Annotated in this window: 12 protein-coding genes; 2 read left to right on the plus strand and 10 right to left on the minus strand. The window is 66.9% G+C overall.

The window, feature by feature from the left end:
- Window positions 1-64: 64 nt before the first annotated feature.
- Window positions 65-2347: a RelA/SpoT family protein gene (locus LRH25_RS23100; protein ID WP_141287368.1), complete on the plus strand. Its 2283-nt coding sequence runs from the start codon at window positions 65-67 to the stop codon at window positions 2345-2347.
- 92 nt (window positions 2348-2439) lie between these two features.
- Here the strand turns inward: LRH25_RS23100 and greB are convergent, their stop codons facing one another.
- The 5 genes from greB to LRH25_RS23125 form a co-directional block, all read right to left on the minus strand.
- Window positions 2440-3003: a transcription elongation factor GreB gene (greB, locus tag LRH25_RS23105; protein WP_141287367.1), complete on the minus strand. Its 564-nt coding sequence runs from the start codon at window positions 3001-3003 to the stop codon at window positions 2440-2442.
- 30 nt (window positions 3004-3033) lie between these two features.
- Window positions 3034-3771 carry an ABC transporter ATP-binding protein gene (locus tag LRH25_RS23110; RefSeq protein ID WP_141287366.1) on the minus strand — a complete coding sequence of 246 codons (738 nt, stop codon included), beginning with the start codon at window positions 3769-3771 and terminating at the stop codon, window positions 3034-3036.
- 140 nt (window positions 3772-3911) lie between these two features.
- A complete protein-coding gene (locus LRH25_RS23115; RefSeq protein ID WP_141287365.1) occupies window positions 3912-5723 on the minus strand; it encodes a branched-chain amino acid ABC transporter ATP-binding protein/permease in 1812 nt (603 codons plus the stop codon).
- Window position 5724: 1 nt separating this feature from the next.
- Window positions 5725-6762 carry a branched-chain amino acid ABC transporter permease gene (locus LRH25_RS23120; protein WP_141287364.1) on the minus strand — a complete coding sequence of 346 codons (1038 nt, stop codon included), beginning with the start codon at window positions 6760-6762 and terminating at the stop codon, window positions 5725-5727.
- A gap of 175 nt (window positions 6763-6937) precedes the next feature.
- Complete coding sequence (locus LRH25_RS23125) at window positions 6938-7921, minus strand: helix-turn-helix transcriptional regulator (protein WP_141287363.1); 984 nt, start codon at window positions 7919-7921, stop codon at window positions 6938-6940.
- 258 nt (window positions 7922-8179) lie between these two features.
- On the opposite strand from LRH25_RS23125, the gene LRH25_RS23130 reads away from it, so the two are divergent.
- On the plus strand, window positions 8180-9280 hold the full coding sequence (locus LRH25_RS23130) for a hypothetical protein (RefSeq protein WP_231012360.1): 1101 nt from the start codon (window positions 8180-8182) through the stop codon (window positions 9278-9280).
- A 14-nt stretch (window positions 9281-9294) separates the two neighbouring features.
- Here the strand turns inward: LRH25_RS23130 and LRH25_RS23135 are convergent, their stop codons facing one another.
- The 5 genes from LRH25_RS23135 to LRH25_RS23155 all read right to left on the minus strand — a co-directional run bounded on the left by LRH25_RS23135 (window position 9295) and on the right by LRH25_RS23155 (window position 18871).
- Entirely contained in the window at window positions 9295-9963 is a 669-nt protein-coding gene (locus LRH25_RS23135; RefSeq protein WP_141286891.1) for a histidine phosphatase family protein, read from the minus strand.
- Window positions 9964-10032: 69 nt separating this feature from the next.
- Window positions 10033-10992 carry an alpha/beta hydrolase gene (locus LRH25_RS23140; protein WP_231012361.1) on the minus strand — a complete coding sequence of 320 codons (960 nt, stop codon included), beginning with the start codon at window positions 10990-10992 and terminating at the stop codon, window positions 10033-10035.
- 159 nt (window positions 10993-11151) lie between these two features.
- A complete protein-coding gene (locus tag LRH25_RS23145; protein ID WP_141286890.1) occupies window positions 11152-12612 on the minus strand; it encodes a hypothetical protein in 1461 nt (486 codons plus the stop codon).
- Window positions 12596-13675 carry an alpha/beta fold hydrolase gene (locus tag LRH25_RS23150; RefSeq protein ID WP_141286888.1) on the minus strand — a complete coding sequence of 360 codons (1080 nt, stop codon included), beginning with the start codon at window positions 13673-13675 and terminating at the stop codon, window positions 12596-12598. The genes LRH25_RS23145 and LRH25_RS23150 overlap by 17 nt, the downstream gene beginning before the upstream one ends.
- A 303-nt stretch (window positions 13676-13978) precedes the next feature.
- A complete protein-coding gene (locus tag LRH25_RS23155) occupies window positions 13979-18871 on the minus strand; it encodes a type I polyketide synthase (protein ID WP_141286886.1) in 4893 nt (1630 codons plus the stop codon).

Raw genomic sequence — 18871 nt, forward strand, 5'->3', positions numbered from 1 at the left:
GCGGTCGGGTACGGCCCCTCGCAGATCGCCGCGGCCGGCCCGGGTTATGGGCTAAATTCCAGGCATGGGTATTCGTTCCTTCGCCGCCGACCTCCTGCCTTCCGCACTGCAGGGTCGGCCGCGGCTGCCCACCGTGACCACCGGACAGACCCCGGTGGAGGTCAACACATTTGCCGACCTGGCCGACAAACTGGGCTACCTGGGCAAGTCCGACCTGAAAAAGGTGCGCGACGCCTACAAGTTCGCCGACCAGGCCCACCTGGGCCAGTTCCGCGCCAGCGGCCAGCCCTACATCACGCACCCGATCGCGGTGGCCAGCCTGGTAGCCGACTGGAAACTGGACGCGCAGGCCATCATGGCCGCGCTGATGCACGACGCGATGGAAGATTGCGGCATCACCAAGGTCGAGCTGATCGAGCGCTTTGGCGCGCCGACGGCCGAGCTGGTGGATGGCCTCACCAAGCTGGACAAGCTGCAGTTCTCGACCCGCGCGGAAAGCGACGCCGAGTCCTTCCGCAAGATGCTGCTGGCGATGTCGCGCGATGTGCGCGTCATCCTGATCAAGCTGGCCGACCGGCTGCACAACATGCGCACCATGGCGGCGATGGCCGTCAACAAGCGCGCCCGCATCGCCCGCGAGACGCTAGACATCTACGCGCCCATCGCCCACCGCCTGGGACTGAACCAGACCTACCGCGAGCTGCAGGAGCTGTCGTTCGCCTACATCAACCCCTGGCGCCACGCGGCACTGGAAAAGGCCGTGCTGCGCGCGCGTGGCTACCGGCGCGACATCGTGACCCGCGTGCAGGACGACGTGGGCAAGGCCTTTGTGCACAACAAGATGAAGGCCGAGGTCAGCGGGCGCGAGAAGACGGTCTATTCGATCTACCGCAAGATGCGCGAGAAGCACGCCGGCTTTGCGCAGGTCAGCGACATCTTCGGCTTTCGCATCGTCGTGCCCACGCTGCCGGAGTGTTACCTCGCGCTGGGCGTGCTGCACCAGCTTTACAAGCCGGTGCCGGGCCGCTTCAAGGACTACATCGCGATTCCCAAGCCCAACGGCTACAAGTCGCTGCACACCACGCTGGTGAGCCCGCTTGGCACGGCGGTGGAGTTCCAGATCCGCACCGAGGAAATGCACGCGGTGGCCGAGGCCGGCATCGCCGCGCACTGGCTCTACAAGGTCGGCCGGGACGCCAACCCCGGCGACGTGGCGCAGCGCCTGGGCGCGCTGTGGCTGAAGTCCCTGCTGGACATCCAGGACGAGACGCGCGACGCGGCCGAGTTCCTGGAGCACGTGAAGATCGACCTGGTGCCGGACGCCGTCTACGTCTTCACGCCCAAGAGCAAGATCCTGGCGCTGCCACGCGGCGCCACGCCGGTGGACTTCGCCTACGCGATCCACTCTGACGTGGGCGACCATTGCGTGGCCGCGAAGATCAATGGCGAAGCCTCCACGCTGCGCGCCGAGCTGCGCTCGGGCGACGTGGTGGAAGTGCTGACCGCCCCCGGCGCGCGGCCCAACCCGGCCTGGCTGAACTTCGTGCGCACCGGCCGCGCGCGCTCGAAGATCCGCCATTACCTGAAGAACATGGAGCTGGAGGAATCGCAGGCGCTGGGGCACAAGATGCTGTCGCAGGCGCTGCGGGCCGAGGGCCTGACGATGCCGGCGCGCGAGCCGGCCGCAGGCGAGCCACCTTCGATCTGGCCGGCGCTGCTGCGCTGGAGCGGCAACCGCACGCAGGCCGAGCTGCTGATCGACATCGGCCTGGGCAAGAAGATCGCGACCATCGTCGCCAAGCGCGTCGCGCAGTCGCTGCGCGAACAAGGCCAGAAACCTGATGCGGTGATGCTCAGCATGGGCCGCTATGGCCATGACGAAAACACCCCCGCGCAGGGCCTGGTGGTGATCGACGGCGCTGAAGGCGCTTCGGTCTCGCTGGCACCTTGTTGCCGGCCGATTCCCGGCGACGACATCGTCGGCTACCTGGGCCGTGGCGAAGGCCTGCTGGTGCACACCGCCGACTGCCAAGTTGGCAAACGCCTCTATGAGCGCGACCCCGAGCGCTGGATGCAGGTGGAATGGGCCGAAGAGCCAACCCGCGCGTTCGAAACCGCCATCACCGTGCTGATGCGCAACAGCAAGGGTGTGCTGGCGCAGGTCGCGCAGGCCGTCAGCAGTGCCGAGGCGGACATCACGCACATTGACATGGGCGATGAAGCGGTGGGCGAAACGGCCGAGATGCGGCTGCTGGTCAGCGTGCGCGACCGGCTGCACCTGGCCGATGTGCTCAGGACGCTGAAGCGCAACCCCACGGTGCTCAGAGCCCAGCGCGTGCGCCCTTAACCCGAAATGTGAGCACCCGGTGATGCGAGTACGCATCACCACCCGCCAGGCGGGTAGCGGGCCCGCTTGGGGCGGCCCTGCGCTGGCCCGCGTCAGTTTCCCGGTTTCGGGTACTTCACTTCCAGCACTTCCAGCGTCTCGGCGCCGCCAGGCGTCATCAGTGTGACCTCGTCACCCTCGCGCGCCTTCACCAGCGCACGCGCGATCGGCGAGATCCAGCTGACTTCGCCGGCCAGGTGGTCGACCTCGTCGATGCCCTTGATCGTGATGGTGCGCTCTTCGCCCTTGCTGTTGGCGTAGGTCACCGTCGCGCCGAAGAATATCTGGTCGCTGCCATGGTGGGCTGACGGATCGGCCACTTCGGCAATGTCCAGCCGCTTGGTCAGGAAGCGGATGCGGCGGTCGATCTCGCGCAGCCGCTTCTTGCCGTAGATGTAGTCGCCGTTTTCCGAGCGGTCGCCGTTGGACGCGGCCCAATGCACGATCTCGACGATCTTCGGCCGCTCCTCGTCGATCAGCTGCAGCAGCTCGGTGCGCAGCGCCGTGTGGCCTGCCGGCGTCATGTAGTTCTTGCCACCCGCGGGCAGCGGCGGCAGGCCGCCGCCGTCATCGTCATCGTCGTCGCCCTCGGGCTCCTTGGTGAAGGCCTTGTTCATTCGGCAGACTTTAGCCCAGCGTGCGAGCGGTCAGGCCGCTCGCGCCGCACCGAGGTAGGTGTCGATCACACGCGGGTCGGTGGCGAGTTCGGATGCCGGCCCTTGAAGCGCCAGCGCGCCGGTTTCGAGCACGTAGCCGTGGTCGGCCACTTCCAGCGCCGCGCGGGCGTTCTGCTCGATCAGCAGGATGCTGACGCCGGTGGCGCGCAGCGCGCTGATGGTGCGGAAGATCTCGCGCACCACCAGCGGCGCCAGGCCCAGGCTGGGCTCATCCAGCATCATCAGCTTGGGCCGGCTCATCAAGGCACGGCCGACGGCCAGCATCTGACGCTCGCCGCCGGAGAGCGTGCCGGCCAGTTGTAGGCGGCGCTCCTTCAGGCGCGGGAACAGCGTGTAGACCTCGTCCAGCGTGCTGCGCCAGCCGGGCACGCGCTGGCGCATCGGCCGAAAGCCGCCCAGCACCAGGTTGTCTTCCACCGGCATGGTGCCGAACAGCTCGCGCTTTTCGGGCACCAGCGCCAGGCCGGCCATCACCCGCTCTTCCAGCGTGCTGCCGGCCAGCTCCAGCCCGTCGAAGACGATGCTGCCGCGCGAGGGCAGCACGCCCATGAGCGCATTGAGCGTGGTGGACTTGCCTGCGCCATTCGGTCCAATGACGGTGACGACTGCGCCGCGGCCAACCTGCAGGTCCAGGCCGGACAGGACCTCGGCACGGCCGTAGCCGGCATGCAGGCCTTGCACATTGAGGATTGAACTGCTGCTGCTCATTTCAGTTGCTCCACGCTCCCGGGCAGCACCCGCGACACAGGAAACCGACCCAAGCCAGCAGCGCTCCAGGATCCGGCTTTGCCGGTCCTGCGGGCGCGCCCCCTTGAGGGGCCGGCGAAGCCGGTAGGGGGTGTTTCACTTCAATGCTCCGTGCCCAGGTAGGCCGCGCGCACGGCTGGACTCGCCTGCACTTCGGCCGGCGTACCGGCCATCAGCCAGGTGCCGAACTCCATCACCGTGAGGTGGTCGACCAGGCCCATCACGAAGTCCATGTCGTGCTCGACCAGCAGAATGGACAGGCCTTCCTGCTTCAGCTGGCGCAGCACCTCGGCCAGCGCCTGCTTTTCCTTCAGCCGCAGGCCGGCGGCAGGTTCATCCAGCAACAGCAGCGACGGATCGGTGCACAGCGCGCGGGCAATCTCCATCAAGCGCTGCGGCCCCAGCGCCAGGTTGCCGGCGCGCTCGAACATCAGCTCGGCCATGCCGATGCGACGAAGCTGCCGCTCGGCCTCGGCCAGCAACTGGCGCTCCTCGGCGCGGTCCAGCCGCAGCATGGCGCGCAGCAGGCCGCCGCTGCTGCGCAGGTAGCCGCCCAGCGCGACGTTTTCCAGCACCGTCATGTCCGGCACCATCTTGACGTGCTGGAAGGTGCGGCTCATGCCGCGCCGCGCAATGGCCCGAGAGCTCAGGCCGGCAATCGCCTCGCCGCGGAACAGCACCTCGCCGCTGGTCAGCGACAGCACGCCCGAAACCAGGTTGAAGGTGGTGGACTTGCCGGCGCCGTTCGGCCCGATCAAGCCCATGATCTCGCCGGCCTTCAGCGAGAAGTTCACGCCGTTGACCGCCACCAGCCCGCCGAACTGCTTGCGCAGCGCCCTGGCCTCCAGCAACGGCTCGCCTGGGGCCGGCTTGGGGCGGGACGGCAGCGGCGGTGCGCCTTCCCAGTCCCGCACCCGCTGCGCCGGCGGCCACCAGCGCTGGATGAAGGGCCACAGGCCGTTGGGCGCGTACTTCAGCGTGGCCACCAGCACGATGCCAAAGACAATCACCTCGAAATTGCCGCTGCTGCCCAGCAGGGCCGGCAGCAAGGTCTGCAACTTGTCGGTCAGCAGCACGACCATGGCCGCACCGGTGAACGCGCCCCAGACTTGGCCGACGCCGCCCAGCACCGCCATGAACAGGTATTCAACGCCCTTGTTGAGGCCGAACGGCGTGGGGTTCACGCTGCGCTGGAAGTGGGCGAACAGCCAGCCCGAAAGCGCCGCCAGCACGGCGGCCAGCACAAAGGCGGTCAGCTTGTAGCGGAAGGTCGAGATGCCCATGGCCTCGGCCATCATCGCGCCGCCGTTCAGCGCCCGCAGCGCGCGGCCCGGGCGCGAGTCCAGCAGGTGATTCAGCGCCACGGCGGCCGCCAGCGCGACCAGCCATATCAGGCTGCACATCGAGCGCCCATCGGCCAGGCTATGGCCGAACAAGGTCAACGGCGCAATGCCTTGCAGCCCGTCGTACTTGCCGAGGAAGGCCATGTTGGCCATGCCGAAGTTCAGCGCCAGGCCCCAGGCAATCGTTGCCAGCGGCAGGTAGTGGCCGGACATGCGCAGCGTGATCAGGCCCAGCACCAGCGCCACCAGCACCGCCAGCCCCACGCCGATGAACAGCGTGAGCCATGGCGACAGGCCGGCATTGAGCGTCAGCCAGGCCGTGCTGTAGGCGCTCACGCCGACAAACGCCGCCTGGCCAAACGAGGTCAGCCCGGCCACGCCGGTCAGCAGCACCAGGCCCAGCGAGACGAGGGATGCCAGGCCGATGTAGTTCAGCTGGGTGATCCAGAAGTCCGGCAGCGGCAGCAGCGGCGCGGCCAGCATCAGCAGGCAGAACACCGGCAGCCGCGAGGCCTGCAGCCGGGACGGGCGCCGTGCGCCAGCGGCAACTTGCGGAGAGAAAACCGCCATCTCAGTGCTCCTCGCCATGCGGGTCGCGCAGCGAGCGCCACAGCAGCACCGGCAGGATGGCCGAGAACACGATCACCTCCTTGAACGCGCTGGCCCAGAACGAGCCGAAGCTTTCCAGCAGGCCCACGCCCAACGCGCCGACCAAGGCCAAGGGATAGCTGGCCAGCCCGCCGAAGACCGCGGCGACAAAGCCTTTCAGGCCGATCAGGAAGCCGGAGTCGTAGAACACCGTGGTCGTCGGCCCGATCAGCAGGCCGGACAGCGCGCCGATGAAGGCCGCCATCGAAAACGACAAGCGCCCTGCACTGCCGCTTGAAATGCCCATCAGCCGCGCGCCCAGCCGGTTCACCGCGGTCGCCCGCAAGGCCTTGCCCCACAGGCTGCGCTCGAAGAACAGCCACAACATGACGATCAGCGCGAAGGACGCCGCCAGCACGATCAGCGTCTGGCCGCTGAGCATCAGCGGACCGGCGTTGAAGCGTTCGTCCCAGAACGGCGGGTTGCGGTAGCCCTCGGCGCCGAAGAAATAGAGGCCAAGACCGGTCAGCACAAAGTGCACACCAACCGACACGATGAGCAGCACCAGCACGCTGGCGTCTGCCAGCGATTCGTAGGCCGCGCGGTAGACCAGGCTGCCCAGCGGCGTGACCACGGCCAGCGTCAGCGCGGCCTGGGCCAGCAGCGGCCAGTGCCGTGGCGCGGCCCAGATGGTCAGCAGTGAAATCGCGATGGGCCAGGCCAGCGTGCGCAGCGCGGCCAGCAGCAAGGCCTTGGCCGAACGACGCTGGCGCCAGCCATTGACCAGCTCACCCAGCGCGACACCGGCCGCCAGCAGCAGCAGCAGCCAGACAGTGCCCGGCACCGCGCCGGTCTGCAGCAGCGCCAGCGTCAGCGCGCCAAAGGCCACGAACTCGCCCTGCGGGATGAAGATCACGCGGGTCACGGCAAACAGCAGCACGATGGCCAACGCCAACAAGGCATACACGGCCCCGTTGGTGATGCCATCCAGGGCCAGGATGCTGGCGATCGAACCATCCATGCGTACTGCTGCCTTTCCTGGCCCTGCCGGCCTTCACGTCTTCACGGCGCCTTTTCGCCGGCACTCGAACCGAATAGTTCGACCGGTCGGTCAGGTAATGAAGATATGCGCAAGCGACACAAATCCGGTCACGGGTTTTCCCAGGCTGGCGGCTTGTGACGAACGCGGAAAAGGCTCAGGCGTCGTAGCGCGACGCAGCTTCGCGAAGTCGCTCGGAGACCTGCTTCACCAGCGAGGCTGGCGACAGCACCTTGACCTGAGGCCCGTGGCGCAGGATGTCCATGATCAGCTCGGTCGCGTCTGCATACGGCAACTTCAGCTGCAGGCTGCCATCGGCCATCTCGCGCTGCTCCTGCTTAGGGTGCCACTCTTCCTGCGCCACCCAGAGGGCAGTCTCGGGCGTGAACTGCAAGGTAGCCCAGCTGAGTTTGTGGCCACTGAAGATGCCGTAGCCGCCGTCCAGCTCGGCCTCAACCGTCTTCAGGCTGACGTCTTTGGCGCGCTGGTCCAGCAGCCTGGCTGAACGCACTGCATCCATCGCAAAACGCCGCAAGCCTTCGCTGCTGTGGCACCAGGCGTCCAGGTACCAGGTGTTGCGGTAATGCAGCAGGCGCTGCGGGGAAACAATGCGCTGCGACTCGGTCTTGCGGCCACGGCTGAAGTAGCTCAGGTCCAGCCGGCGCCGGGTCAGCAAGGCACTGCCGACCGATTCGAACCAGCGGCCAGGCACGGCGCGCCGCGCCGGGTTGACGATCTTGACGCGCTTCATCAGCTCGCGCGAGGCGCTTTCTCCCGTGCCCAGCATGCTGTTGAGTTTGTCCTGCAGCGGCTGCAGGTGGCGCCCCAGCACGCCGCCCGAGTCCAGCCCGGCGATCAGCTGGTGCATGGTCAGCAGCGCGTGGATCTCCGTCTCGCTGAACCAGACGCCTGGCAACTGGTGCGACACCTCGCCGCCCGCACTGCCACCGTCTTCGAAGCGGTAGAGGTTGTCGTGGCGGTCGTAGACGATGGGGGCGTCCATGCGCTCGCGCAGGTACTGCAGGTCGCGCTTGAGCGTGGCGCGCGAGACCTCCAGCTCGTCCAGCAGGGTCTCGAAGCTGACACCGCCGCGGCTGCGAATCAGCACTTCGATCTTGTAGAAGCGTTCAGTCTTGTTCATCGGGCAACCACGCGGTGAAGAACTGGCCAGGCATCGCCTCAAGCCGCCCCGCGGCGTCACTGCTAGCGCATGCAAGGCTCATGGCTTGAGCCTCCAGCATAGCGCATTCCCCAGTCTGTTTTTATCCACAGTGCTTTGGCTGGCTCATGCCATGAGCCCAGGGCCGCACAAACTGGCTCCTATCGTGAACAGGGCCTTCCGCCCCAGCGCCCGGCGGGCCGTACCGCCGACCGAAACGACTTTCAGGAGTTTTGCACCATGGCCCAGACCGCTTTCGCTTTCGACATGCCCGCCCAGAACTCGGCGCTGCCACCCGCGCCCTTGCCGATCAGCTTCCGCGGCACGCCACCCACCCACGGCGGCCTGGCCAGCTCGGACGACGAGTTCGGCGCCGGCTTCGAGATCGGCCAGGAACACGCGCGCTACGGCGTGGTGCCGCCGGCACAGCACCTGCTGCCAGGTCACCCGGTGCGCCAGGGCTGGGCGCTGGCACAGCCAGGCTTCAGCGGTCGCACCCGCCGTGCCGACCCTGCCGTGCGCATCTGGCTGCAGCTGCGCCTGCACGCCTGGCAGCACCGGCAGGCCTTCGACACACTGCAACTGACGCCGCATTACCTGCGCCAGCTGGCCGTGAGCCGCTGCCCGGTGGCGCGCCGGTCGCTCAGCCTGGCCGAGGCCCACATCACGCCGCTGGCGCCAGCCGGTGCCTACACGGCCGGCCAACTGGTCGCGCTGAGCCCGGAGGCCGCCAAGGCCCGCGCCCAGCTCAGCCTGGCGCAGGTCCAGGCCCGCATCGGCCAGGCGCGCGCCGAGGTGGACGGCATGACCGAAGGCCTCAGCGCAGCTGAATGGACCCGGTTGGCCGCGCTGATGGCCCTGGTCACCCCGCTGCCAGCGGAAACACTGACGGACATGCCCATGGCCGCGCTGCCGCCGAACCGCGTGCTGCTGGCCAACCCGCTGCAAGGTCTGCAAGCGCTGGCCATGTTGCAGCTGGCGCAGCCCGATTGGGGCCTGCGCGTCGGCCGGTTGGTGGATGCCTTGCCCAATGCCGCGCTGCGCCGCGCCTTCCACCTGTGGCTGCACCGCCTGCTGCCGCGCGTCTGGGAAGGCGGCCGCCCGACCACGCCGGTGCAATGGCGCGAGCGGCTGGAAGATGCTGCATTGGATGGCAAGGTGCTGGTTGCCTGGCAACGCTTTGCTTCGCAGTTGAGCGCGACGCAAACAGAGGCTTTGCTGAATCAGGTCAGCCGGCTGCGGCTACCAGGCTGGCAGGTGCTGGACCACGCAGCCGGCACCGTCGATGCAAGCGCCAGTCCGGTTCGGCATCCAGCCGCCGCGGGTGCCGCGCTTCACTGAAGGTGGCCGCCTGCTCAGGCGTAGGTCTGCAGCGCGCGGCCTTCGGCGTCGTCCAGGTGCGGCAAGGTGTTGAAGCTCAGCAGCAAATGGCCGCGATGACCGGCGACCAGCTCGGTGACGGCGCTGTTGCGAATGCGCAGGTTCAGCTCGACGATGGCGGCTGAAGAGGCGCCGAGCAAATGGCCCACGGCGACCGAGATCGGCCCGCCGCTGGAAACGATCAGCACCTGACCTTCGTGGTGGGTTTGCGCATCGCGCAGCGCGAGCTGCACGCCGTCGACAAAGCCGCGGTAGGTCGGCATGCCTTCGGGCGAGCTTTCACCCTGCATCCAGGCCAGCAGCCCCTGGCGCAGCAGCCGGAAGTGAGCCCGCACCGCGTCGGGTGTGCCCACTTTCGGCAATTCGCCGGTATGCACTGCACGCACCAAAGCTTCGGGCAGGTACTCGTCCAACCCGGGTCGCATGCGCGGGGTCAACGGCGTGCCCATGCCTTTGGCGATGGCCGCCAGCGACTGTGCATGGCGCTTCAGCGTGCCGGTGTAGACCGCGTCGAAGCGCTGGCCACGCGCCGCGAAGTAAGCCCCCAGGCGCTGGCATTGCTGCTCGCCTAGGGGGCTCAGCTGGTCATAGTCAGCCGCGCCGAACGAGGCTTGGCCATGGCGAACGAGGTAGACACTTCCCATGGCGGCAAGTGTGCGCCTGTGGCGCTCCGGCAGCTGTCACGCGGGTGACCTGCCGAAATACCCGCAGGCTCAGCTCACGCCCAGGCTGCGCAGGAAGTTCTCGACAGTGTCGGTGTACGCACCCGGCTCACCCAGCTTGCCGTTGATGTCGCCATGGTTCATGCCCTGCGGCAGCACCGTGGCCTTGCCGCCCAGAGAGATGACCTTCTGCGCAAAGGCCTGGGCCTGTGGGCAGGAGTCGGCGCGGCCGGTGCCGCAGACCATCAGCACCGGGCCCGGCGGCGCCTTGGTCAGGCGGTGGTACGGCGAAACCTGGCGCCAGAAGTTCGGGTCGCTGCCGAAGACCTTGTCATAGAAGCTGTAGTGCTTGTCTTCCATGGTCTTGACCACGTCCATCGATGCACTGTCCAGCGACACGGTACCAAGCCAGGGTTTGGCCCCGGCGCCGTAGGCGATCTGCGGGTCGGCCGAGAGCAGCGTCACCAGATGTGCACCGGCCGAATGGCCCATCAGCACAAAGCGGGAGGCATCTGCCCCCCAGCTGACTGCGTTGGCCTGGGCCACGGACAGGGCCTTGGCGACGTCGCGGGCCTGCTGGTCGACAGGCGAATTCGGCAGCATCGGGTAGTTGACCGACACGATCACATAGCCCTTGGGCAGCCATCGCGCGGCCTTGTTGATGATGACCTTGGACATGCCCTTGTCACCGACCATCCAGGCGCCACCGTGCACCATGAAGATCACCGGCGCCAGCCCCGTGTGCTGGGGGATGTAGATGTCCATCTTCTGCGCCGGATCGCTGCCGTAGCTGAAATCCTTCTCCAGACGCGCGCCGGGCGGCAGCGGCACGGGCAGCATCTGCCCTTCCATTGCCGCGGCGCCACCTTCTTGCGCCTGCTCCAGCTTGCGCGTCAGCATGCGGTCGACGATGGCGTCTTTCAGGGGGCCAGCAAAGACAGGCATCAGCAGACTCGCGCCCAATGCGGCCAGGCCGCCCCGCAGGATGAATCGTTTTCGGACCAGGGACATGGTTCGTTCTCCAGGGTGCTTGCATGAGGAAGCGCCGGGCCGCTCCCAAGCTTCCTCATCCCCCTCGGGGGGCCTGCAGCGAAGCGGCAGGTTTGGGGGTATGCACTCGCAACGTCCCAGCGGGCGAAGATGGTTGACACGGTGACGAACTGTTTCGCTTCAGTCGCGCGGGCTGCCCAGGAACACCTCGCAGCCACCTCGCGGATTGGGGATGTAGCGGTCACCGTTGAGCGGCATGATCTTCGGACCAAACGGATTCGCGGTGCCGATGAACATCCCGTGGGGGGTAGAGATCAGCGTGCGCAGGCCCATGTTGTACGGGTTGCCCATGCCATCGGTGGTGACCGGCACCCAGTTCTTGCCGTCGCAGGTGCGATAGAGGTCGAAGCCCGAGGAATGGTCCAGCAGGAACTGCGGCGTCAGCTTGTTGATGATGGTCGTGAACGCTTCCGGCCAACGCCGCCGGTTGGCATAACCCAGCACCGAGCTCCACTCGAAGGTGCCCATGTACAGCCAGCCATCATGCACGCACATGCGCCAGAAGTAGCCGTTGAAGAAATTGTCGAACCCCGGCAGGTAGCCAGACAGCGCTTCCTTGCGACCCAGCGGCGTGTCGCGCGTCTCACCAACCAGCAGGTCCCAGCTGCCATCCGGCGCAATGCGCAGCAGCTCAGGCGGCGCAGGGCCGATGCGGTTTTGGGTGTCCACCCCCCCGCCCTGGATGCCACCGCCCACATAGAGGTGCCCCTTGAACGGGTACAGGCTGAGCACGCACTGGTTCAGCGGGCCGCGGTAGGCCCCCTTCTCGATCACGCGCTCCCAGTGGTAGGGCTTCTCCCCTTCCACCGTGCTGCGCCAGATCTGGAAGCCTTCCAGATTGAAGGTGCCGATGTAGAGATGGTCACCGAAGCCACACATCTCGAAGATCGTTTTGTTGCCGGAATCGCCGAAGCCGAAGTCCGATACCGGCTCCCATTCGCCGCTGGCGGGGTCGGTGCTCTCGTAGACCACCGAGTGGCCGGAGACGTTCGGATTGCCGCCGCGCGAGCCAGCCGGCGTCGTGAACATGCGGCCCTTGAACGGGACCATGGTGCGGATCGTCGTGACCGGCAGGCCCAGGCCGGGCTCGCAGGTCGGCTCGAAGTGATGCCCGTCGGTCGAGCGCAGGATGTTCGGGCCGGGGCCGCGCGCGGGCGACCAGGTGCTGACGTACAGCTCGGGCTCGTTCGGCCTGCCAGGCGGGGTGTAGACCACCATGCCGCGGAAACCCAGCTCACGCGGGATCAGCTTGCCATGGCTGCCGACGATCATCGGCGCCTTGAAGCGCTTCTCCCACACGCCTTCGTGCGGGTCGTAGCACCAGATCTCGGCACCCATGTCCAGATCGAACGGACTCTCGGGGCACTCCACCGGCCAGATGTCCATGCCGATCGGCAGGCGGGCCTTCATGAACGGGAAGTTGCCCCGCGTGGTCGCCACGTACAGCCGGTCCTTGTACCAGGCCATCGAATGCGCATAGGCATTCAGGCCATCGCCAAAACCACCGTGGGCAACCAGTTTGAAATCGCGTTGACCGAGTCCGGGATGAACGCCGAGCTTGTTCTTATTGCGAGACTGCACTGAGTTGTTCCGTTGCCATCGCGGCAATGAAAGAAGCCAGGACCTGTTCGGCCTCGGCTCGGCTGGCCGCAGGGCCGACACGGGCGTGCTCCCGGGTCGTGAAATACCAGGCTTCGCCAGCCTGGAAAATGCGGTCGCTGCGGAAGAAGTTGCGCTTGGGCTCGCCGGTGCGCAGCTCGTGGCGCACGCCAAACTCGCCGCCCCAGAAGCGGTTGCAGCCGGAAATCAGTTCCTGCGGCCGGGACGACGGGAAGAAATGCCCGCCATCGCGCACGCGGCGGAACACCGCGTGGCCCCAGACTTCCAGCAATTCGCGGCCGGTCAGCCGGGCTTGCGAATGGTCGCCGTACATGGCCATGATGGGGAACTGCAGCTTGCGCAGTTCGTCCAGCCGCAGCCCGTCGTCGCCCATCAGTTCGGTGCAGGCCTTGGTCTGGTCCATCAGGCGGATCCACTGGCTGGCCGTGCGGTTGCCGTACTTGCCGATGAACGGGCTGACCATCTCCTGCAGCACCGCGGGCACTTCCTCACTGCGCAGTTGCAGGTGGGCCACCTCGGTCAGCAGCTTGTAGCCGAAATACGGGTCGCGGGTGTCCAGCCCGATGCCGTGCTCGTCCAGCACGGCCTGCATCTTGGTGCCGAACTGGCCGGCTTCCCAGTGGTGTTCGTGGCGAGCGGCTGCGATATGGGTGTCTGCCAGCACCAGGCTGCTGAAGCGGTGCGGCGCCAGGCAGGCGGCGTTCAGCGCCACCACGCCGCCGTAGCTGTGGGTCAGGAAATGCGCCTTGCGGATGCCCAGGTGGTCCATCAGGCCCAGCAGGTCTTGCGCGAGGTCGGGCGGCTCGTAGCCGCTTTCGGTCATCTCCGAGCGACCATGGCCGCGCAGGTCGAACAGCGTGACGCGGAAACGCTGCGAGAAAACAGGCGCGTAGTGGAAGTACCAGAAGGCCATGTTGGTGGCCAATCCGTGCACCATGATGAGGTCTTCGACCTCATCGGTGGCATCTTCCGGCGCCATCTGAACATAGTTCAGCCGGGCTCCATTGACTTGAGCGACAGGCATGGCAATTACTCCGAAAGGCTCAACATCTGCGGTCGCATCACGAACCGGTGGTACGCGGCAAGCTTGCGCTCACGTCGACGTTGCCGAGGGTTCAGGGACGCTGATGCGTGACTGCTCAGACTGAAAGCAATAAACACACCTGCATGCCACCGCTCCGCCGGTCCGCGCACGGGGCGGGTTGAGCGGCAGTCGGCTGAAATACGAGGCGCGGCGATCCTGCTGTCACGCATGGTTACGCATTCTGCCGGCTCCACCCCTGCCTGAGCCAGGCCACTTACAAGCGTTTCCACCAGCGTCCCCACTTCAGTGGACCTCGACCCGGTCGCCGCTCTCTGTGGCCAGTGCGATCAGCGAGCCCTCGTCGCGATAAATCGTCACCGCCAGCAGTGCCTGGGCATGGCTCACACGGGCCTGCAGGCCGGCTGCATCGAGAAACTCCACCGCAAAGGCTTCCGGCTGGCCTTGCAGGCCCAGGCCCAGGCACTTGGCCGCAGCTTCCTTGGCGCACCACAGCGCCAGCAAACGGCCAGCCTGCTGATCGGCCGGCAATGCGGCCAGTGCAGCCCGCTCGGCCGCGGTCAGCGAGGTCGCAAACAGCTCGGGGTTCTGGATGCGGCCGTGTTGCTCCGCGTCCACGCCCACCGGTGCATCCGGGTGATTCACCGCCACCAGCGAACCAGCTTCGTTGTGTGACAGCGACACCTGCGGCGCCGGCACCAGATGGTCGCGCCACCAGCCGTCCACCCAGGGCGCGCCCAACTCGTCGTGACCAACCAGGATGTCGGACGAATACAGCAGCTGGCCGGTCTGCAACTGGATCCACTGGCGCACGGCTTCCTTCAGACAGGCACGACCCAGCAGCCACTCCCGCTTGCGACGCACGCTGCCCGTCAGCGCCGCCCACTCCTCGCGCTCTTCGACGCTCAGGTAGATGTGCGCCAGGATGCGCAGGAAGATGTTGCCCGACTGGGCGCAGAAGTCTTCCGGCAGGTGTTCCAGGCGCCACAGCAAGGTGCCCTTTTCAGCGCCAGCCGCCAGCGGCTGACCCAGCCAGCCGTTCAGCGGGTCACGGCGGACCTGGTAGAAGCGGTTGGGTACCGAGAAGAAGATGTTGACCAGCTTGTTGACGCGCACCAGCGGCTGGCCGCTGGCGTCCAGGCATTCGAACTGCCAGGCGCGCGGCGCCGACACCTCATTGTTGGACGCGTCCAGCGAGTAGTGACGCGCACGCAGCTGCATGCCAGGCTGTGCGTTCGGGCACGGCGTGTAGAGCTCGATGCGGTCGATGGTCGACGGGAAGCAGTTGAAGTCCGTGCCCACGTACTGGGCGATCCAGAAGGCTGCCAACTGACCCATTGCGTCCAGCAGCACCGGGTTCAGCACCAGCGTGGCCTGCTGGCCCGGGGTGAAGAAGCTGTCCAGCGAGACCGGCGACAGCGCGCAATCGATGCCCGCGTCGTCCCAACCGTGGATGTGCTCGATGCTGTGGAACACCGGGCCATGGAACATGCCGCAGGTGTAGAGCTCCTGGTCGTTCCACAGCGAGCTGCGCCACTCCGTCAGGTTGCTGGCGGCTGGCAGTTGCCACACCGGTGCAAAACGGAACTCCGCGCTCACCAGCCGGCCCGACGGCCCGGACAGCAAGGCGCTGAAGCGCTGCTGCTCGCGGTTCATCACCTTGGCCTGCACCTTCAGCTCGATCTCGCCATCGTCCAGCGCGATCCAGTCGAAAGCGCGCACGTTCTCGATCACGCAGACGTTGACGCTGCCGGCCAGTGCAGCGGCCGCCTGGGCCATGATCTCCAGGCTCACCATCAGCGGCACGCAGGACAGGCCGACCAACTGCGGGTCATCCGCGGAGACACGGCCGGACAGCACGTGGTCGCGCAGGAAGTTGTCTCGCTCCAGGCTCAGCGCGGAACGCGCCACCAGGTGTTCTTCGTCGAATTCCAGGATCTCGTCAAGGAATCCCATGGCAGCCGCCACCGGGTCCTGCTCCGCGGCGACAGCCTCGGCTGACTCGTCCCAGTCGGACTCGATCGGCAGGCGATCCATCACCGCGCGCTGCTGTTCCAGGAAGCCGCGCATCACGTCGAAGTATTCGCCCATGACCTGGCCACGCAGCGCGACCTCGCTGTCCAGCGGCGACAGCTCCTCCATGGGAGCAGGCGCTTCGACCGGCACAACGGCTGCAGCAACGGGCGCCTGCACTGCTGGCGGCAAGGCAGCCAGCACGGGTGCAGCCACCGGCACCGCTTCGGACGGCAGTGCGGCGAGGTCACGCAGGCGGCAGCGTTCACCTTCGTTCAGGTGCATCTGCGGCATGGTGTTGTCCAGTAACACGCCCTTGGGCGCCGGCACGGTCAGGTCCGTCAGCTCCACGGTGTTCAGCTTGCGGCCATTGAACAGCGTGGCCAGGCCCACCGGCTTCTGATGCACCCACAGCTGACCCAGCACGCTGAGCAGCTGTTCCATGCCGCTGCGGCGGCGCTGGTTGGTGGCAATGGCGGTGTATTCGCGGCCGGCCAGGATGTCGTTGACAAAGGCCGTCAGGTTGGCCGACGGGCCGACCTCGATGAACCAGCGCACGCCGTCGTCGTGCATCTTCTGGATGGTTTCGCGGAAGCGCACGGTGGTGGACCACTGGGCCGCGGCCTGCTGGCGCAGCGCGGTCGTGCCTTCGGGGAACAGATTGGCCGAAGCGCACGAGTACATCGGCACGCGCGGCGCGCCGAGCTTGATCGCGCGGTAGTACTTCAGGAAGGCCTTGGTGACGGTGTCGAACGCAGGCGTGTGATAGCCGCGGTCGAACGGCAGCATCATGCAGATCGCACCAACCTGCGTCAGCTTGGCCTGCAGCGCGGCCATGGCTTCGGCCGAGCCGTACAGGATCACCTGGTTCGCGCAGTTGTCCATCGCAACGTACACACCGGCACCGGCTTCGGCGACAAAGCCGTCCAGCTGCTCGCGCGGCAGCGCGCCGACGGCCAGCAGCGCGCCGGTCGGGATCGAACCATCGGCCAGTTCGGCACGGTAGACCTTGTTCAGCTCACGGATGAACTCGGCCAGTTCCTGCGGCGTGGCGGCAGGAATCGCACCCGAAGCCGCCAGCGCCGACGATTCGCCTGAACTGTGGCCCAGCATCACGTCCGGCTGCACGCCCAGCGTGCCCAGCAGCTGGTTCAGCGCCTGGCCGCCGACGAACACGGCTTCGGAGCCGACGTCCATGTCGTTCATGCGGCGCTCGAGCATCGCCCGGCGTTCGGCGCTCAGGCCAGTGGACGGCGGGTAGGCAATGTCGGTGCGGCGCTCGCCCGGTTGGTCCGGATACAGGCTGCACCAGAAGTCCAGCCAGTTGCGCACGTCGTCGAAGCACAGCGCCAGATCGCCCAGCATGCCGGGGTACTGCGAACCTTCACCCGGGAAGATGAAGGCCAGCTTGCCCTGCATCGGCTGGCTGCTGTAGACCATGCCATTGCGGGTGGACCAGTTCGGGTTGCCATCACTCAGCTTCTTGACGGCTTGTGTCAGCTGCTTGGACAGGCTGGCCTTGTCGGACGCGACCAGCGCCAGGCGGCAGGCGGCTTGCGCATCGGTGGCAGCCAGCGTGCCGGCCAAGTCGGACAGCGTCAGGTCATGGCGCGCTTCGATCAGGGCCTGCACCTCGGCCACGCGCGTCTTCAGCGCCTCGGCGGAATCGGCCGACAGCACGAACAGCTCGGCCGACCAGGGCATGAAGCGCTGCGGCGACAGGGCCGCAGCCGGCGCTTCTTCCAGCACCGCGTGGGTGTTGATGCCGCCAAAACCGAAGGAATTGACACCCGCGCGGCGCGGCGCGCCTTGCGGTGCAATCCACGGCCCGGTCTGGTTGTTGATGTACATCGGCGTCTGGTCAATGCCCAGATCCGGATTGATCTCGCCGCACAGCATCGGCGGCAGCACCTTGTGGTGCAGCGCCAGCGCGCTCTTGATCAGGCCTGCCATGCCGGCGGCCGGAATCGTGTGGCTGATCATGGACTTGACCGAGCCCAGCGCGATCGTGCCCTGCTCTGCCGTGCGTTCGCCGAAGATGCTCTTCAGCGCGCCGATCTCGGTCTTGTCACCCAGCGGAATGCCTGTGCCATGGGCCTCGATCAGGCTGATGGTGGATGGGTCCACGCCACAGTCAGAGTAGGCGCGCTTCATCGCCAGCGATTCGCCTTCCATGCTGGGCGCGAGCAGGCCGGTGCCACGGCCGTCGCTGGACTGGCCCACGCCACGCACCACAGCGTAGATGCGGTCGCCATCGGCCAGCGCTTCGTCCAGCAGCTTCAGCGCGACGATGCCCAGGCCTTCGCCCAACAACGTGCCGTCACTGCCTTTTTCGAACGGGCGCACCTTGCCGCGGCCGCTCAAGGCGCCGAGCTGGGTGAAGATGACCGAGACTTCCGCAGGCAGCGAAGCGTTCACGCCGCCCGCCAGCATCAGCTTGCTGCGGCCCAGGCGCAGTTCGTCCATCGCGGCGTTGACGGCCAGCAGCGAAGACGAGCAGGCCGCGTCGACCAGGTAGTTCGGGCCCTTGAGGTTCAGCCGGTTGGCAATGCGGCCAGTCATCACATTGGGCACCAGGCCAGGCGCGATGTCGGCGCTGGCGGCCGGCAGCTTCTTGGCCAGCATGCTGCGCACGGCCTCGATCTGCTCTTCCGTCATGTGCGGGCAGCTGGCACGCAGGATCTCGATGGTCTGGTCGACCACGATGTGATTCTGGATCAGCGTGCCCTGCCCACGGTGCAGGTAGGTGCTGTGACCCAGCACGATGCCGGTGTCGCGGTGGTCGTACTTCGGGTCGGCGTAGCGGCCACCCGCATCGCGCAGCGCATCACCCGCCACCTTCAGCGCCAGGAACTGGTCCGGCTCACCGCCGTCCAGCGAGTTCGGCATGATGCCGAATTCGCGTGGATCGAAGCGGTAGAGGTCCTTCAGGTAGCCGCCAAACGGCGTCTTGATGCGACCAGTGTCGAGGTAGCGCTGGGCGTCCCAGGACTCGACCGGCTCGGTGATCGCGTCGACCCCTCCGATGATGTTGCGCCAGAAGGCATGCATGCTGCCGGCCTGCGGGTACATGCAGGCCATGCCGATGATGGCAACGGCGGCAGGCACGTCGGCCTTGCTGGAGATGCCACCGGTGGCGGCGGCGCCTTGGGTCGATTCAGTCAT

Origin of the sequence: Ideonella azotifigens (genome assembly GCF_021043325.1) — a bacterium.
GTDB lineage: Bacteria > Pseudomonadota > Gammaproteobacteria > Burkholderiales > Burkholderiaceae_C > Ideonella > Ideonella azotifigens.

Excerpts from the sequence above, each read along its gene's own strand:
- LRH25_RS23130 (WP_231012360.1), top strand. The coding sequence starts at position 8,180 with ATGGCCCAGACCGCTTTCGCTTTCGACATGCCCGCCCAGAACTCGGCG.
- LRH25_RS23115 (WP_141287365.1), bottom strand. The coding sequence starts at position 5,723 with ATGGCGGTTTTCTCTCCGCAAGTTGCCGCTGGCGCACGGCGCCCGTCC.
- LRH25_RS23125 (WP_141287363.1), bottom strand. The coding sequence starts at position 7,921 with ATGAACAAGACTGAACGCTTCTACAAGATCGAAGTGCTGATTCGCAGC.
- LRH25_RS23155 (WP_141286886.1), bottom strand. The coding sequence starts at position 18,871 with ATGACTGAATCGACCCAAGGCGCCGCCGCCACCGGTGGCATCTCCAGC.
- LRH25_RS23150 (WP_141286888.1), bottom strand. The coding sequence starts at position 13,675 with ATGCCTGTCGCTCAAGTCAATGGAGCCCGGCTGAACTATGTTCAGATG.
- LRH25_RS23100 (WP_141287368.1), top strand. The coding sequence starts at position 65 with ATGGGTATTCGTTCCTTCGCCGCCGACCTCCTGCCTTCCGCACTGCAG.
- LRH25_RS23135 (WP_141286891.1), bottom strand. The coding sequence starts at position 9,963 with ATGGGAAGTGTCTACCTCGTTCGCCATGGCCAAGCCTCGTTCGGCGCG.
- LRH25_RS23140 (WP_231012361.1), bottom strand. The coding sequence starts at position 10,992 with ATGTCCCTGGTCCGAAAACGATTCATCCTGCGGGGCGGCCTGGCCGCA.
- LRH25_RS23110 (WP_141287366.1), bottom strand. The coding sequence starts at position 3,771 with ATGAGCAGCAGCAGTTCAATCCTCAATGTGCAAGGCCTGCATGCCGGC.
- LRH25_RS23120 (WP_141287364.1), bottom strand. The coding sequence starts at position 6,762 with ATGGATGGTTCGATCGCCAGCATCCTGGCCCTGGATGGCATCACCAAC.
- greB (WP_141287367.1), bottom strand. The coding sequence starts at position 3,003 with ATGAACAAGGCCTTCACCAAGGAGCCCGAGGGCGACGACGATGACGAT.